The 17,861-nt window shown below is 44.0% G+C and carries 14 protein-coding genes; 6 read left to right on the top strand and 8 right to left on the bottom strand.

The genetic code is table 11. The features are described from left to right. Positions 1-499: 499 nt before the first annotated feature. The 6 genes from ACTQ9T_RS03060 to ACTQ9T_RS03085 form a co-directional block, all read right to left on the bottom strand. Positions 500-1,483 carry a formate dehydrogenase accessory sulfurtransferase FdhD gene (locus ACTQ9T_RS03060; protein WP_440464454.1) on the bottom strand — a complete coding sequence of 328 codons (984 nt, stop codon included), beginning with the start codon at positions 1,481-1,483 and terminating at the stop codon, positions 500-502. 63 nt (positions 1,484-1,546) lie between these two features. Further along, positions 1,547-3,889 carry an FdhF/YdeP family oxidoreductase gene (locus ACTQ9T_RS03065; RefSeq protein WP_440464030.1) on the bottom strand — a complete coding sequence of 781 codons (2,343 nt, stop codon included), beginning with the start codon at positions 3,887-3,889 and terminating at the stop codon, positions 1,547-1,549. A 163-nt stretch (positions 3,890-4,052) separates the two neighbouring features. After that, entirely contained in the window at positions 4,053-4,847 is a 795-nt protein-coding gene (locus tag ACTQ9T_RS03070) for an ABC transporter ATP-binding protein (RefSeq protein ID WP_189580970.1), read from the bottom strand. Between the two features lie 72 nt (positions 4,848-4,919). Continuing rightward, positions 4,920-5,819, bottom strand: coding sequence for an ABC transporter permease (locus ACTQ9T_RS03075; protein ID WP_194618938.1), 900 nt, complete (start codon positions 5,817-5,819; stop codon positions 4,920-4,922). A 348-nt stretch (positions 5,820-6,167) separates the two neighbouring features. After that, positions 6,168-7,193 carry an ABC transporter substrate-binding protein gene (locus ACTQ9T_RS03080; RefSeq protein WP_194618937.1) on the bottom strand — a complete coding sequence of 342 codons (1,026 nt, stop codon included), beginning with the start codon at positions 7,191-7,193 and terminating at the stop codon, positions 6,168-6,170. Between the two features lie 82 nt (positions 7,194-7,275). Beyond that, the gene (locus ACTQ9T_RS03085) at positions 7,276-8,316 is read right to left on the bottom strand and encodes an ABC transporter substrate-binding protein (protein WP_440464031.1); all 1,041 of its coding nucleotides are present in this window, start codon (positions 8,314-8,316) and stop codon (positions 7,276-7,278) included. Between the two features lie 487 nt (positions 8,317-8,803). Between ACTQ9T_RS03085 and ACTQ9T_RS03090 the strand changes: the two genes are divergently transcribed. Continuing rightward, positions 8,804-9,205, top strand: a complete 402-nt coding sequence (locus tag ACTQ9T_RS03090; protein ID WP_189580985.1) for a hypothetical protein — start codon at positions 8,804-8,806, stop codon at positions 9,203-9,205. Positions 9,206-9,298: 93 nt separating this feature from the next. On the opposite strand, the gene metG is transcribed toward ACTQ9T_RS03090, so the two are convergent. Together metG and ACTQ9T_RS03100 are read right to left on the bottom strand one after the other, a co-directional pair. Further along, positions 9,299-11,392, bottom strand: coding sequence for a methionine--tRNA ligase (gene metG / locus ACTQ9T_RS03095; protein WP_440464032.1), 2,094 nt, complete (start codon positions 11,390-11,392; stop codon positions 9,299-9,301). A gap of 348 nt (positions 11,393-11,740) precedes the next feature. Next, the gene (locus tag ACTQ9T_RS03100; protein ID WP_440464033.1) at positions 11,741-13,156 is read right to left on the bottom strand and encodes a GntP family permease; all 1,416 of its coding nucleotides are present in this window, start codon (positions 13,154-13,156) and stop codon (positions 11,741-11,743) included. 402 nt (positions 13,157-13,558) lie between these two features. On the opposite strand from ACTQ9T_RS03100, the gene ACTQ9T_RS03105 reads away from it, so the two are divergent. From ACTQ9T_RS03105 to ACTQ9T_RS03125, 5 genes are all read left to right on the top strand, one after another. Next, complete coding sequence (locus ACTQ9T_RS03105) at positions 13,559-14,263, top strand: CoA transferase subunit A (protein WP_440464034.1); 705 nt, start codon at positions 13,559-13,561, stop codon at positions 14,261-14,263. Between the two features lie 187 nt (positions 14,264-14,450). Further along, complete coding sequence (locus ACTQ9T_RS03110) at positions 14,451-15,080, top strand: CoA transferase subunit B (RefSeq protein WP_440464035.1); 630 nt, start codon at positions 14,451-14,453, stop codon at positions 15,078-15,080. 57 nt (positions 15,081-15,137) lie between these two features. Then, positions 15,138-15,938 (top strand): 3-hydroxybutyrate dehydrogenase, encoded by an 801-nt coding sequence (locus ACTQ9T_RS03115; RefSeq protein ID WP_352310006.1) that lies wholly within the window; start codon positions 15,138-15,140, stop codon positions 15,936-15,938. 196 nt (positions 15,939-16,134) lie between these two features. Then, the gene (gene apbC, locus ACTQ9T_RS03120) at positions 16,135-17,361 is read left to right on the top strand and encodes an iron-sulfur cluster carrier protein ApbC (protein WP_440464036.1); all 1,227 of its coding nucleotides are present in this window, start codon (positions 16,135-16,137) and stop codon (positions 17,359-17,361) included. 73 nt (positions 17,362-17,434) lie between these two features. Further along, positions 17,435-17,860, top strand: coding sequence for a hypothetical protein (locus tag ACTQ9T_RS03125; protein ID WP_440464037.1), 426 nt, complete (start codon positions 17,435-17,437; stop codon positions 17,858-17,860). The last annotated feature ends 1 nt before the right edge of the window (position 17,861 follow it).

The following is a 17,861-nucleotide window of genomic DNA, read 5'->3' on the forward strand; positions in this document are numbered from 1 at the left end:
AAAAAGCCCTCATACCAAATGTATGTGGCTAATATAAATAGCAAAAATAGCAACTGTAATGTTAAGCAAGTGCTAAGCGTCGTGCCCTAGTTTTGATGCCACACATCGTGTTAAATCAAAATGACAGGGGCTACTCTCGATAGGTGTCAGTTAATGGATAAACCATGACGCTATGAATAGGCATACACAAAGGTAGCTGAGTGCTAAAAAAAGCTCATATGATGAGCGTCTATAGCGGAATTACGAATAAGCACTAAGCCATGATTACATGACCTGAACTCGATTTAGACAGCCTTATCAGCTGTAATAAGCAATAGTTAAGAGATTTTTACTCAATTATTGCATGGATGCATCACCTGTAATTTAAATACCAAATCCAATACTGTGTGCATAATCAGCACAATGAACTTAGCATTAATAAATAAAACTACAGATCTGTTAAGTGTATGTAACATGTTCGTGAGGGTAGGGTAACCTATTACGTCGTTAACCTCAAACTTTATCCATTGGAATGATTTGAATAGTAAGTGACTCTGCTATCACGTAAAAATCCAGCCAATCCTAAGCCATAGCGCTCAGCAACACGCACAGCAGTACTGGTAGGTGCAGACATGCCGATCAGCCAAGGTATGTGACTTCGAATAGACTTTTGTACCAGCTCAATCGATAGGCGCGAGGTCATGACCACGCAATTGATATCTGCCTTGTGTTGCAGCTGCCAACCAATGAGCTTGTCGAGGGCATTGTGACGGCCGACATCCTCAAAGAGGTGCAAGTGTCGTCCTTGCATAGTTGCCGCTGCATGGACAGCGCCTGTCAGTTGGTGGGTATGTTGCATAGTATCGACTTTTTGCCGTATTTCTAATAGGTCACCAAGGCTTGGTGTATTTACTTTTACTCTGTTCTTGTCTTGGCGATAGATACTTAAGTCGGGCAGCGCTTGTGTTAAGCCCGTGATACCGCACATGCCGCACCCTGTACGCCCTGCCAGCTGCCGCCGTTGGGCTTGGATGCGCTGATGACTGCGCTGATTTAAGGTCAGCTCCACCACATAAATATCGTAGTCCTGCAACTGTGCTAAGGTTTGCCCAAAGGAACCAGCCGTACCGTCTTCATCTGAGTGTTGAGTAAATCTTTGATAGCTTGCAACATCTGTCAGCTGGGTGACTTCCCAATCTAATAAGTCATGGCTGTGTTGAATCAAACCTTCGCTGAACAAAAAGCCTATCGCTAGATATTCTAACTGATAAGGACTTGCCATCAATACTGCATAATGAATGCCGTTAATGATGATAGAAATCGCTGCTTCTACGACCAAATTTGCCGATTGATCTTCAATATATACTTGCTGGCTACCACTTGATTCCGTAGGCGCATAATAATGTTTTTGCACCAAATGCGCGCGCGATAGTGGTGTCACATCAGATTTTGCCGTCGCTTCAGGCATGTCGATGGCTGAAGCTTGAGTGTTTAATTTAGCCATCATGAATGCTGACAGCCTTTTATCATTATTAACATTACTTACCTTTCGTTTTGCACACGTTTATTAGGCAGAAGCCGCCAGCTCGCCTGTATTGACGCGCTCTAAGACGACGGTAACAGACTTGTAGGCGGGAATGTGAGAGTCTGGCGCATGTGTGTCCAAATCAAACAAGTCATTACATTCAGGATAGTAGGTAGCCACGGCGTTGGCAGCGATATCCATGTCGGTAAGTACCAGAGGCCCCAATGTGCGTTGCTCACCATGGCTGTCTTGACGCGACACCATGATACTGTCGCCTTTTCGCCATCCCAATCGTGTCATTTCATCAGGATGCATAAACAAAACATCACGGCGATTGGTCTGACGATAACGGTCTTGATAGCCAAATATCATGGTATTGAATTGATCATGGCTCCGTACACTGGTTAACTGCCAGACTTTTTGTTCTATGTTTTGACTGTCATTAGTATTTTGGGCGTTTTGGGCATCAATTTTAAACGCGGACGTTTTCTCTGCCATCTGGCTTGCGACATAAGTAATCGGATACTTTGGTACTTCAAACTGCGCTTTGCCGCTATCGGTGTTCCACACGCGATGACGCGCCGCATGATATAAATGAAAGCCGCGCTCAGACTCACGGATACGCACGTTAAAGTTCTCAAAGCCCTCGATAGCTTGGGCGATATAATCACGAATCAAGTTGAAGTCTTCTCCCATCGCTTGCCAAGGAATGGACGAGTCAGAGCCAAACATCTGGGTTGCAATATCGGCGACTATCTGTGCTTCAGATTTCAGAATATCGCTAACGGGTTTGAGCGTGCCCTGAGTGGGTACGATCTGACACATAGAGTCTTCAATAGTGGCAAATTGCTCACCCTTTGTCGTAACGATACGCTCAGTACGGCCCAAGCAGGGCAGAATCAAATTGTTTGCCCCTGGATACAGCATGGTTTCGTTTAGTTTGGTGCCAACAAAGACGTTAAGCTTATTTTTGGTTAATGCCTGTTGGATGTTATTTGAATCAGGCGCTGCAACCGAGTAGTTGCCGCCCATGCTAAAGAAAGCCTTAATATCACCTTGTATCATCGCTTTTGCCCCTGCAACGACATCAAGACCGTTGTCTTGTGGCATTGGGTGCTCGAACACACGTTCTAAGCTATCAAGCAAGCTTTGCTTAGGACGCTCATGGATACCCATGGTGCGATCGCCCTGTACGTTGGAATGACCTCGCACAGGTGATGCACCCGCACCGTCAATACCTATCATGCCCATCAGCAATAGCAAATTGGTAATCATAGCGACATTGTCATCGCCCTGCACATGCTGGGTAATGCCCATGCCCCAAGTGCAAATAGTCGCTGGACTGTCTGCTACGAGCTTAGCAAGATTAATAATCTCTGCTTGAGAAATGCCGCAACCAAGCTGAATATCTGCCCATGATTGCTCGGTCAACCATTGTTTCAATGGCTCAAAACCTGAGGTATGGGTGGTAATAAAGTCGGTATTAATTTTATCATTCTCAATCAGCCATTTAGCCAGACCCGTCAGTAGAGCCGCATCACCACCGATTTGAATTTGAACGACCTCATCGACCATGTCATCGCTCTGTCCTGCTGCCATATGTGTCGGTTTTTGCGGGTTTCTAAATTTACTTAAGCCTTGTTCACGCATAGGATTTATCGAGATGATTCGGCATCCTTGCTCGTGAGAGTGGGCAAGCATCTCAAGCATACGAGGATGATTGGTCGCTGGATTTTGGCCGAACATCAGTATCAATTTGGCTTGCTCAAAATCTTCTAGCTTGACCGTTGCTTTACCGATGCCTAATTGCTTGCCAAGCATGACCGAAGTTGGTTCGTGACACATGTTAGAGCAGTCTGGTAGGTTATTGGTACCGAAACAGCGGACGAATAATTGAAATAAAAATGCAGGCTCATTGGTGACACGGCCTGAGGTATAAAACAATGCTTCATCTGGAGAATCAAGCTGTCCCAACTGCTCAGCGACATGCTCATAAGCGGCCTGCCAAGAAATAGGTAGATAATGATCTTGCACAGCATCGTAGTATAGCGGTTCGGATAATCGACCAATATGTTCTAGCTCATACCCTGACCAACCTTGTAGCTCAGTGACAGTATGGTCTAAAAAGAATTTAGCGTCTGCCTTTGTGGTCATCGTTTCACTTGCCAGTACTTTGATACCATTTTCACAGACATCAAGCATTTTATGCGATTTATGATCAGGCCATGCGCAACCCGGACAATCAAAGCCACCTTGAGGTTGGTTGCTTTTGAATACGCTGACACTGCCACGCAAAAAAGTTTGATAGTCCATCAGTTTACGAGTGGAGGAAATCAGAGCAGGCCAACCAGCAGCAGGGTGAGTATAAACAGGAATTTTGCGCATGACAGACCTCATAGATGAATAATGATAAGTGGGTACTGATATATAACAACTATATAGTGACTAATGAAAAGTTTGTACAAGCATTAACTATAGATAACAAAAAACGCCTGCTATGGAACAGGCGTTTTCTATTTTTCAGCTTAGATTTATTTAACTGAATTCTTTAACTCAAAATCAAGCTGTCATCTTCCACTTTCTCACCGCGCGTTTGCTCAAACATATCGAGCAAATCATGCACCGTCATACCCTGACGCTTATCTCCTGCCACATCTAGCACCACTTGTCCTTGATGTAGCATGACAGTTCTAGTGCCATGTGCCAAGGCTTGCTGCATCGAGTGCGTGACCATCATGGTGGTCAGTTTATTATCCGTGACGATTTTATCGGTCAGCTCTAACACAAAGGCGGCTGTCTTAGGGTCAAGGGCGGCAGTATGCTCATCAAGCAAAAGTATCTTGGATGGCTGTAGTGAGGCCATGAGTAAGCTTACCGCTTGGCGTTGGCCACCAGATAATAGCCCCATACGATCCGTTAGACGATTCTCTAATCCAAGCTTGAGAACAGCCAGCTTTTCTCGAAACAGTTCACGGTTATTTGGGTTTAATGCAAAACTCAAACCGCGTTTACCACCGCGCTTATAGGCCAACGCCATGTTTTCTTCAATGGTCAGTGCTTCACACGTACCAGCCATGGGATCTTGAAAGACACGAGCAACCCAATGGGCGCGTTGGTGTGCGGTCTTTTTAGTAACATCGATGCCATTTAATAAGATTGAACCGCTATCCACACGTGTCGTACCACTTACTGCATTTAAAAAAGTCGATTTCCCCGCGCCATTGGTACCGATAACGGTGACAAATTCACCGTCAGCGATGTTCAAATTAATACCACGCAGGGCAGGGTTTTCGATGGGTGTGCCGGGATTAAAGGTCAACCGCAAATCTGTGGCTTGCATCATAATCGTTATTCCTTATATTTGCTTCAAGCTTGGCGGATGGTTATCGCCTATCATCGCTTTAGTCGTTTGATATTAAGCCCGTACTTTACGGCTCAAAAACTTGGTTTTGGCTTTTGGTAACACCAATGCGAACACCACCAGCAGGGCAGTAATCAAGTTCAAATCTTGCGGGCCAAAGCCAATACTACGCAATGTGTCGCTTGATAGTGCCACTTGAATAAATAGTTTATAAAGGATGGCACCAATGATCACGGCAACGGTAATCAACCAAATACGTTTGGCAGGAATAATCGTTTCACCGATGATGACGGCTGCTAAACCAATAACAATCGTACCAATACCAATAGAGATATCCGCGCCGCCCTGAGTCTGGACGAATAGCGCCCCTGCAAGGGCAATCAAACCATTAGATACGGCCATACCGATGATGGTCATCCATGAAGTATTGATACCTTGTGCTTGTGCCATGCGCAAGTTAGAGCCAGTCGCACGCATGGACAGTCCAGTTTCGGTATTATAAAACCAATCCAGCAACAACTTTGCGGCTATAACGACCACGCCAATAATTAAGCAGCGCATCCAGTAGCCATTACCATCGGTGACTAGCGTACTGAATACGGTAGTTTCACCCAGTAGCGGTAAGTTTGGTGCGCCCATAATACGTAGGTTGACTGAATATAGTGCCACCATGACCAAAATACTGGCCAATAACTGCAATATACCAAGCTTTACATGCAACCATGCAGTGACAATACCAGCGACCGAGCCGGCCAGCATACCAAAGGCACATGCCAGCCAAGGATTGACACCAGCAACGATAGAGATACCAGCGACTGCGCCCCCTAATGGAAAACTACCGTCTGCCGTTAAGTCGGGAAAGTCGAGAGTACGAAATGAGATAAGTACGCCAAGTGCGACGAGGCCGTAAATCAGACCACTTTCAAGTGCACCAAAAAAAGCAATTAAAGACATAAGGTATCAGTAAGTCATAATCAAGCGTTTAGCGATTATTATCATAGATAAACAGGCAAGCAGCAATGAATAGTGCTTTCTATAATCTAGAGTAATCTAAACGGCTAAGCGGTGAATTTAACAGATTAAGCAATCTGCGGTTAGGGTAAACCAAAACATCTTCCTATGAGGAATGAGCATAAAATACCTTGGTTCGAAATTCGGTTTTAATGCTTATATCACATTAAAAATAACCCAGCTCATATACCAGTAGCTGGGTTATTTTTACACTGAAATAATAGCAGTAAACACAAACGACAATCTATCATTAATATCATCGTTTGACTCGATGCTTATATTCAGAGGACGCTATTCTACCACTTCTTTTGCTTTATCAATAACGGCTTGTGGCAATGTAATGCCTTCCGCTTTAGCATTTTTTGGACTGACATATAAATCAAGTGCTTGAGGGGTATAAACAGGGATATCACCTGCTTTTTCGCCATTCAAAATACGCACCACAATTTTACCGGTTTCGCGGCCAAGGGCATAATAGTCAACGCCTAATGCAGCAATAGCACCACGTGCAACAGAGCTGGTGTCTGAGGCAACCAGTGGGATTTTGCTTTCTTTGGCGACTTGGAACAGCGACTCGTAAGCAGAGACCACGTTATTATCGGTTGACGTATAAATCATATCAACCTTGCCAGCCAAGCTACGTGCTGCCATGGCAATATCCGTACTGCGCTGAGCAGGCGCTTCGTGTACGGTGATGCCCATTGGTGTCAGTTTTTCTTTTAGATTTTTTAGGATAATAGTAGAGTTCACTTCACCCGGACTATAAACATAGCCCACATTTTTTAAGCTTGGAATAATTTGGCGCATCAATTCAATTTGTGGCTCATAAGGGAGCGCATCAGAACCGCCAGTCACATTGGTGCCAGAACCATCAAGCTTAGATACCAGTTTGGCTTCTACTGGGTCAGTCACCGCAGAGAATACCAAAGGAATAGTGCTGGTAGCTGCCGCAACCGACTGCGCTGATGGCGTACCAATGGCAACGATAACATCTGAGTTGTCTGCAACAAATTGCTTGGCAATCTGCCCAGCGGTTGCCGTGTTACCCTGTGCGCTTTGGAAATTAACAGTTAAGTTTTCACCTTCTGTAAAGCCTGCTTCAGCAAGCTCTTCAATCACCCCTTTACGCACGTCATCAAGGGCTGGATGCTCAACGATCGCCGTAATGGCAACGGTTTTCATAGCGGTTGCCGCATCGCCAGTGGCCGCGCCATCATTGGCCGTAGTGTCTTCTGCTGACTGGCTACAACCGGTCAAAATAGCGGTACAAACGCCGCCCCATAGTAAGGCTTTAGCAAAACGATTCTGATACAACATGGGTGTTACTCCTAAAAATAATAATGTGTCCATACATAAATAGTTAACGTGCTTATTGAGCGCTTACGGCTTGTACTGCGGGTTACTTGTTATCGGTTTTTGCTTTGGTATCAACGTTGACTGCGTTTTTCATCATCTCTGCTGATAGGCTAACGCCTTGTGCTTTGGCATGCTTCGGACTGACATATAAAGTTAAGTCATTCATGATCTCAGGCTTGATGGTGCTGACAGCCTCGCCATTTAAAATTCTATAAACCATTTTGCCGGTCTTGCGACCAAAGTCATAGTCATTAACGCCTAAAGCAGCAGTCGCCCCGCGCTGAACGCTAAACTCATCAGAGGCCACAATCGGCATTTTTAGCTCATTTGCGGCTTGTGTCATGGCTTCAAAAGCAGACGCTACGTTATTGTCCATTGAGGTATAGATGATATCCGCGCGTCCTTGTAAGCTACGCGTTGCCATACCAATATCGGTTGGACGGTTGGCAGGTATGTCGAGTATAGACAATCCACGCGTTGGCAAGATTTCTTTTAGCCTATCACGCAGTGCTACTGAGTTGGCTTCACCAGGGCTATACACATAACCGATGGTTTTGGCGTTGGGTTTGATTTGTTGTAATAAGTCAATTTGTGGCTCTAATGGCAACTGGCTTGACAGTCCGGTCAAGTTATCTTGAAATGGAGTGCCATCTGCATTGATGAGCTTGGCTGCAAGTGGGTCTGAAACCGCCGTATATACAATTGGCACGCTTGTGGTGGATGCTACGACCGATTGTGCTGACGGGGTAGAGATGGCCACGATAGCATCTGGATTGTCTCCTGCGAACTGTTTGGCAATTTGTCCAGCAGTTGCCGTATTTCCTTGCGCGCTTTGGAAGTTAATAGTCAGATTCTGGCCTTCGATATAACCATTATCTGCTAGTTCATCAATGATGCCGCGGCGCATATCATCTAGCGATGGATGCTCAACAATCTGCGTGATGGCCAGCGTTTTGGCTGGTTTATCTGTCGTTGTCGTGCTATCAGTAGTTGCCGTATCGTCAGCGTTTGAGCAGCCGATTAGGCCGAGCGTACTGAGGGCAATGCTGCATAGGCTTAGGCGTAGAGTAGAAGCAATGGTCATTATTAGTCTGGCTCATAGGTTAGAGAGTGCAGGTCAGCCGAATGACAGCAGTATCAGTTCTGTAATATCAGTTCTGTGATGTCAATTCTGCGATAGTAGGCTAACATTGAGGTGATCGATTCCTTGATCATGATGGCTATATTATGACAGCAATGTAACTTATCGCAATAAAAAATTAATTTGCGTTTGTTATGGTGATAGATAGAATGAAAATCATAACTTTTTTTTGATATTTTAAAGATTGCCATAAGAAAAAGATGCCACTAAGGACATTTTTTTGTTCAATAGAATTACAATTAAAAAGCCTACACGCTAGCAACGCACCTATTACGAACTCACTTTATAATTAACGTAAGCTAATTTTGATACGAGAATTATTGTGAGTCTAAAATTTTTACCATTCCATTATTATGCTGGCGTGGTGAATGTACAGCACACTCTAATATCTCCTTAAGTTTTTTCGAATGAATATTTTAAGGATAATAATATGAACACTGCTAATTTTAAACTATTAACCATTGCCGGTATCACGGCTACTTCATTAATTTGCTTGCCTGCTATGGCAAAAGACAATCATGGAAATGGTAACGGTAATGGGCACGGAAACGCCAAGGGTAACTCTGCTCATATTAGTAAAGATTACAAGCATAGTGGCAACGCCCAACCAAATATCAACGCTTATCGCAATGCTAGCTCGAATGCCTCATTTAAGCGTGATCTCGATAAATATGGTTACAGAGTAGTCGGCAATATTGATAGAAGAGATTATGATCGTTCTGTCGTTTTGGACCGTTATGATGATCGTTACGTCCGTCTTCGCACGCCAGAAAATAACATTGTGACGGTGATTAATGATACGTTGCAGATCATCGATGTTTTAACCAGATAAATATAAGATTCGATTTTTAACCATTGTATAAATCAACCATAAAAAAGATGCCGCTAGGGCATCTTTTTTATTTTTTACTACTAAAAATCACCGTTAAGCAAGCACATCACCAACGACACAAGCATCCGGTAAGGTAACGACCGTTAATCCTGTCTTTGGCTCGCCAGTTGATAGTACCATGCCTTCTGATATGCCAAATTTCATCTTACGCGGGGCAAGGTTGGTCACACAAATGACCTTTTTATCAACCAATTGCTCTGGCTCATAAAACTTACGGATACCACTGAACACATTGCGCGGCTTGTCTTCGCCAACATCTAGCGTGAACTGTAGTAGCTTATCAGCACCTTCTACATGGTTACACTCTAAAACGTGAGCCACTTTCATCTCAACTTTGGCAAAGTCTTCGATACCAATATAGTCAGTTTGTTCAGCATCCGCATCTGTTGCAGGTGTTTTATCCTTTGCGGCAGGCTTGTTACTTTCAGTCGCGGCAGGAGCGTCTGCTCGTGCGAGAGAGGCTTTTGAGTCTTCAACCATCGCAGCAACGTCTTTTTCTTCGATACGCTGCATGAGTGGTTTGAACTTATTGATTTTGTGACCCAGCAACCATTGGTTACGACTGGCAAAACTTAAATCATCAATGTTCAAAAACTCTTTTGCATTGGCAGTCAGTTCAGGCAAGACAGGAGCAAGATAAACCATTAACTGACGGAAGATATTAATGGCCACCGAGCAGACATCTTGAACTTCTTGCTCTTTGCCTTCAATTTTGGCCAGTGACCATGGCTTTTTGTCATCAATGTATTCATTGGCCTTGTCTGCACACTGCATGATCAAGCGCATGGCACGTGAGAACTCACGGTTCTCGTAGGCAGCAGCAATTTCATCACCCGTTTTGGTGATGTCTTCTAATAATGCCGATTCTACGCAAACTTCTGACAGCATGCCGTCATATTTTTTCACCAAAAATCCAGCGCTACGACTGGCGATATTGACGACTTTACCAACTAAGTCAGAATTGACCTTTTGCATAAAGTCATTTAGATCAAAATTAATATCTTCAACTTTGTCAGACAATTTGCTGGCGAAGTAATAACGCAAGTATTCAGGGTGCAAATGCTCTGCGTAAGTTTTGGCATTGATGAAGGTGCCACGTGACTTACTCATCTTTTCGCCATTGACCATCAAGAAACCGTGGGCAAAGACACCGGTTGGCGTGCGTAACTCACTACCAGCTAGCATGGCTGGCCAAAACAAGGCGTGGAAGTAAACGATGTCTTTACCGATGAAATGATAGACCTCAGTTTTGTGCTCGTTTTCTTGTGCCCAGTAATGGTCAAAATCAAGCGCTTGGTCTGTACCTGCACGCTTATCACATAGGTTTTTAAAGCTTGCCATGTAGCCGACTGGCGCATCTAGCCATACATAAAAGTATTTGTCTGGCTCATCGCTTGGCGTATCTGGAATTTGAAAACCAAAATAAGGCGCATCACGAGAGATGTCCCAAGTCGCTAGTCCAGAGTCGAACCATTCTTGCAATTTATTGGCCACTGACGTTTGCAAACGGTTGTCACTGCGCGTCCAATCTTTTAAAAACTGCTCAAACTCTGGCAAATTAAAGAAATAATGCTTAGAGGTTTTGAGTATGGGTGTTGCGCCTGAAATAGTTGAGCGTGGATCTTTTAACTCTACGGCATTATAAGTCGTGCTACAAACCTCACAGTTATCACCATATTGATCTGGTGAATCACACTCTGGGCAAGTACCTTTGACAAAGCGATCGGCCAAAAACAATTGCTTTTCAGGATCAAAAAGCTGCTCGACATCTTTAGTGCTGATATGCCCAGCGCTATTAAGACGACGATAAATCAGTTCAGAGAAATGCTTGTTTTCTTCTGAATGGGTGGTGTGATAATTATCATAATCGATGAGGAATTTTGAAAAGTCTGCTTCGTGTGAGGCTTTTACCGCCGCAATTTGTTCTTCTGGCGTCACGCCATTGGCCTCTGCTTTGAGCATAATACCAGTGCCATGAGCATCGTCCGCGCAGACATAAGTGACTTTATGGCTTTGTGCTTTCATCGCACGCACCCAAATGTCAGTTTGAATATGCTCTAAAAGATGCCCCAAATGGATGTCACCATTGGCGTAGGGCAGCGCACTGGTTACTAGAATCTCACGCACAAAATCACCTATATTTTTATAAAAACGGGTTAGTTATCGAACATCTTAAGCGGTTAGTCACTCGTCGATGCGATGTTATTAATACTAAAAATAATAAAAATTCAAAAAGTGTGCCTATGATACCGTAATTCAGATAAATTTGTGATATTCCTTAGTAATTACTTATCGTTTGTCAGGCATCTGTCAGCCATAAACAATAGGCTTGCGCCATATTTGATAGTTATAGAATGGTTATAGAGCAGCCACAAAAAACCCACCAAGCATTTTGCCAAGTGGGTTTTTATTGAGGTGTTACTTGTGTAGGTATTAATAGTCGATACTGATAAACGACTTATAGGTTAACTCAATTTAGAATGAGCCAAACATGGTACCTAAGGTAATAACAGCGACCACAGCCACTAATGGAATGACCATCGTAACCATGGCTAAGTTTAAGTAAGACTGCTTATGGGTCAGTCCACAAATCGCTAGCAAAGTGATGACAGCACCACTATGCGGAAGCGTATCCAAACCACCCGCTGCCATAACAGCCACACGGTGCATCAGCTCAGGGTCGATACCAGCATTAACGGCCATTCTCAGATAATCTTCACCCAATGTCGACAGCGCAATACTCAAACCACCAGACGATGAGCCTGTGATACCAGCCAGCGTGGTCATTGCGACTGCTTCTGATATCAAAGGGTTGTCAGGAGTTAAGTTTAGAATGCTGTCACGAATGATAAGAAACCCTGCTAATGAGGCGATAACTGCACCGTAACCCACTTCTGATGCGGTATTAAAAATCGGCAACATAGAATCATAAGTACCACGGTTAATGGTTTTCTGTAGATTGTTCCAATGACCAATACGCAGCAAAATTAGCACCACACAAGCCAAGACTAATGAGATGATAATCGACCACAGTCCAAGTGAACCTGCGATATTTAGGTCTGGAAACTGGGCTTGTAGACTACTGAAGTCTATCGAAGGAAAAATTGCATAAGTTAATAAGGCATTCAAGCCGATGACCAATACCAGCGGAATCATAGCAACCGTAAATGAGGTTTGGTGAGTACTTAATACCTCAGCTTCTTTTGCAGTCGCACCAACGCCGCCCACATCTTCATCATCATGCTGACCATAGCCTTCGCCCGCTGCATTGGCTTTTTTGGCACGTGATTGTAACCACAACCAACCGCAAATAAACATGATAGTACCGCCGATAATACCCAAAATAGGCGCGGCAAATACGTTGGTGTTGTAATAAGGAATCGGTATGGCATTTTGAATGGCTGGCGTGCCCGGTAATGCCGTCATCGTAAAGGTAAATGACCCAAGCGCAATGGCTGCTGGAATTAAGCGTTTAGGTATATCAGCGGCTTTAAACAAGTCTTTGGCGATTGGATAAATGGCAAATGCCACGACAAATAACGACACACCGCCATAGGTCAAAATAGCACAAACTAAGATAACGGCTAAAATGGCTTTGCTGGCACCGAGCTTTTGGACGACCGTATTGGCAATGGCTGTTGCCGCGCCAGAGTCAGCCATCAAACGCCCGAACAGTGCACCTAGCAAGAATATAGGGAAGAATTTGAGTAAGAATCCACTTAATGCGCCCATAAAGACATCAGTATATGCAGGGATCGTACTTAAAAAATCTCCTGACAGTAAGACGGCTAATGTCGCCATAATCGGTGCTAAGATCAGCACAGAATAACCGCGATAAGCAAAGAACATGAGTAATAATAGAGTAATGACAATAGCAAGTGTACTAAACATGACGGCCTTCCTTGGCAAAATTAAGGTAGCGAGTATTTAGAGCATATCAATAGGAGTCAATGGTAAAATTCAGCAGTACAGCATGGTAAATGGTTGTTATGTCATGCATATTTGTGCTGATGAAGTGTTGATAGGCGATACACTCAGCGACTGCGCTCTTCCTTACGGTTTCTGTCTTATGGATATCCTCTAGTCGCTATGAGAATAATGTGCTAAGTTAGCATAAGTGTTTTATATATGATATACCGATATATAATGTATTACTTTAAATGATGGTTCTTATGATTTTGAATGTTAAGGGGTGTTCTCATTTTTATCACCATTTTTAAAATGAGGACACGCCCTAGTAAAGCTGCATAAGTAACGCTGCATATAAAATATTAAATAAAAAAGGAGTTTAGTATGAGTCAATCAAAAGTATATAGTAGTGCCGAAGAGGCGCTAAAAGGCATCGTTAGTGATGGACAAACCCTTGCTATCGGCGGCTTTGGTCTGTGTGGTATTCCTGAAGCATTAATCGAAGCTCTGCGTGATAGTGGAGTGAAGGATCTAACTTGTATCAGTAATAACGCAGGTGTCGATGACTTTGGTCTTGGTCTGTTACTACAAACTCGCCAAATCAAAAAAATGATCTCCTCCTATGTGGGTGAAAACAAAGAGTTTGAGCGTCAATACTTGGCAGGTGAGTTAGAAGTTGAGCTGACCCCGCAAGGAACGTTGGCTGAAAAGCTACGTTCGGGCGGCGCAGGTATTCCTGCATTCTACACAGCAACTGGTGTCGGCACACTGGTAGCTGAAGGTAAAGAAACACGTGATTTTGATGGTCGCACTTATGTGCTTGAGCATACATTGCGTGCTGATGTGTCATTAATCAAAGCGCAAAAAGCAGATAAATCGGGCAACTTAATGTTTAACAAAACTGCCCGTAACTTCAATCCAGACTGCGCTATGGCAGGCAAAATTACCATTGTCGAAGTAGAAGAGATTGTAGAGACTGGCACGTTCGATCCTGATGAAGTGCATCTGCCTGGTATCTTTGTGCAGCGTATTGTATTAAATAACAGCCCTGAAAAGCGTATCGAAAAGACGACAATCAAGGCAGCCTAAGGTGCTTAATTGATAGCGTTATCGAAATATTTCTAAAAGATGACATTAATAATAAAATATTGTAATACCATTTCCGAAAATTGGAGTAGCAAGGAAAACGAGTGAAAGTGCTACATTTAGTAGACTAAGCGAGTTTGACACCGCTAATCATATTTTTTGGGGTGGTTATAAAAATAAGGAAATTACCATGGCATGGACAAGAGAGCAGATGGCACAGCGTGCCGCAAAAGAATTAGAAGATGGCTATTACGTAAATTTAGGTATTGGTCTACCAACCCTAGTTGCCAACTATATTCCTGAAGATGTGGATGTCTGGCTACAGTCAGAAAACGGCCTGCTAGGTATCGGCGAGTTTCCAACGGCAGACAATGTCGATGCTGATTTGATTAACGCTGGCAAGCAAACAGTGACCGCAGAACCAGGCGCCAGTTATTTTGGTAGTTCAGAGTCGTTTGCGATGATTCGTGGCGGTCATGTCAACTTGGCAATATTGGGCGCGATGGAAGTCTCAGAAAAAGGGGATTTGGCCAACTGGATGATTCCTAAAAAAATGGTCAAAGGCATGGGCGGTGCAATGGATCTAGTCGCTGGCGTGCAGCGAGTCATTGTGTTGATGGAGCAAGTCAACAAACACGGAGAACCAAAAATCCTTGCCAATTGTGAGCTACCACTAACGGGTAAAGGGGTCGTTGATCGTATCATTACTGAGCTTGCGGTACTCGATGTGACTGACAATGGCTTGAAGTTAGTTGAGCTGGCAGAGGGGGTCAGCTTCGAAGAACTCCAAGAAAAAACGCCAGTGAGTATTGCCCAATAAGTGAGCGTTGCCCAATAATAGTATTCATAAAAGCTATGTAATGAAAGGATATAAAAGATGGCGACTCAATTACAGCATGATTTGACAGGGAAGGTAGCGTTGGTCACTGGCTCTGCAAGTGGTATCGGTCGTGACATTGCTGAAACTTATGCAAAAGCAGGCGCTGCGGTTGGTATTGCAGATATTAATCTTGAAGCAGCGCAGAAAACAGTTGATGCTATCGAAGCGGCTGGTGGGCGCGCATTGGCAATTGCCATGGATGTTACTTCAGAGGATGCGGTAAACGCAGGTGTGCAGCAGCTAGTTGATACCTTTGGTGGGATTGATATTCTCGTCTCCAATGCTGGTATTCAAATCATCGACCCAATCAATAAAATGGCATTTGACGACTGGAAAAAAATGCTCGCTATTCATCTAGACGGGGCATTTTTAACCACCAAAGCCGCTGTACAGCATATGTATAAAGACGATAAAGGCGGTACGGTCATTTATATGGGTTCTGTGCATTCGCATGAAGCATCAATGTTTAAAGCGCCTTATGTGACTGCTAAGCATGGTCTACTTGGACTGTGCCGAGTATTGGCAAAAGAGGGTGCCGAGCACAATGTGCGCGCGCATGTGATTTGTCCTGGATTTGTCAAAACGCCATTGGTCGAAAAACAAATCCCGCAACAAGCGGCTGAAAAAGGCATTAGCGAAGAATCCGTAGTGAATGATATTATGTTGGTCAATACTGTCGACAAAGAATTCACGACGGTCGAAGACATTGCTCAGTTGGCACTATTTTTAGCAGCATTCCCAAGCAATGTATTTACGGGTCAGTCTATCGTTGCCAGTCATGGTTGGTTTATGAATTAATATACAGATATAACTATGTAAACCACAACGTCAGTCCTACTGGCGTTGTGGTTTTTTTATGCGTCCAATTCAGCTACACTGTCATCATAAAAGGTTTGGCTAACATGCTCATGAGCTATATTGTTTACGCTATTTACGACAGTATTCACTGAGTTTTTACCATACCTAACCACTTGTATAGGCAGTAACGGTCACTATGTTTAACTTTATGAAGAAAACCTCCACCAAAAAACCAGAAACACCAGAGCAGCGGGCAGAGCGCGATAGTGCTGTGGACAAGGTACTGCTTGGTTACGAAGTAGGTACCATTAGCATTGCCACCATGGTCACAGGACTTGAGCGCGATGGCGATCAGCTTACCTTAGATTTGCGTCTTCCCGTAAATAGTAACCCTGAAATCATCCAACAAGAGCTCGGGCAGCTGCTACATCCGCACGGTATCAAAGCGATTCACATGAATGTCCGTCTGCCAGCACCAGCGAAAGGGACAGGATCAAGCTTACCGAAGGCAATGCCCAAGACCACCAATGCAATGGACAGTCAAAGTCAGTCATCAGAAACGACTGGTAGTAAGACAACTGATGCCGAACCGCCGATTACCAAAGCCGCACCGACACAAGCATCATTGACAGCGCATCCGCGTATTCGTCATATTATCGTGGTGGCGTCAGGTAAAGGCGGTGTTGGTAAATCAACCACTACCGTCAATATCGCCTTGGCATTACAAAAGCTTGGCAACCGTGTTGGCGTGCTCGATGCCGATATCTACGGCCCTAGTATGCCAACCATGCTGGGCGTCGATAATGTCAGACCTGAGCTAGAAAATGAGCAGTTCGTTCCTATCAATGCGCATGGCATGGCAATGCTATCGATTGGTAGCTTGCTCGACGGTGACAATACACCTGTCGCGTGGCGTGGACCAAAAGCTACTGGTGCCTTGATGCAGCTGTATAACCAAACCAACTGGCCGCAGTTAGATTACCTAGTGATTGATATGCCACCGGGTACGGGTGATATTCAGCTCACGCTAGCTCAGCGTATACCCGTAACGGGTGCCGTGATTGTGACGACGCCGCAGCATATTGCCTTACTTGATGCGCAGAAAGGCGTTGAGATGTTTAACAAAACCAATATACCAGTGCTTGGCGTGGTCGAAAACATGGCGCTGCATACATGTAGCAACTGTAATCATACCGAAGCTATCTTTGGCACAGGTGGCGGCGAAAAAATCGCTGAGCAATATCAAGTGCCGCTATTAGGTCAGTTGCCATTGGCGAGCGGTATTCGTGCACAAGTGGATAAAGGTGAGCCAAGTGTCTTAGCCGATGATGAATTTGCACCTTACTATATGAGTATTGCTAAAAATATCGAAGACAATATTAATAAATTTGCCAAGCCTATCGATGATAAGCGTATTTTTTAATGGCTTCTAGTAATAGTTAAATAGCCTAAGTAAGCGAATTTTGAAAGGCTTGGATTTTTAAAAAGGGAATATTGTGAGCTTATCGATTTATCAACGTCATTTAGACAGTATTCCCAAACAGTATAGGTTATTGAAATTATTCCGCCCACCGATATATGTGATTGAACTCTCAAACAATCAATTGATTGCCGTTTGCTACTATAAAGATGGGAGTAGCAAACGCTATGAAGTCCATGCTGATTTTAGCAATCGTCGAATGGTCATTGCCGATTTTTTTAAAGCATTACAGGCGCTGACTGATCTACTGCTTAAATTTCCCAAACATCCATTTGGCATAAATGGTTTTGCCGTAGTCAATGTGACTGAAGAGCTGGCAGATGGATTGACGTCGATAGAGATTAAAGCGGTGAGAGAGGCAATTTGGGCAGCCTCAAGGCAGGCAAAAAGAAGCGTTATAAGTACCGCAGTCAGCTACCAAGGACAGGTAGTTTCTCAATGAA

The organism is Psychrobacter sp. ASPA161_6 (assembly GCF_051970285.1).
Classification (GTDB): Bacteria; Pseudomonadota; Gammaproteobacteria; order Pseudomonadales; family Moraxellaceae; genus Psychrobacter; species Psychrobacter glaciei.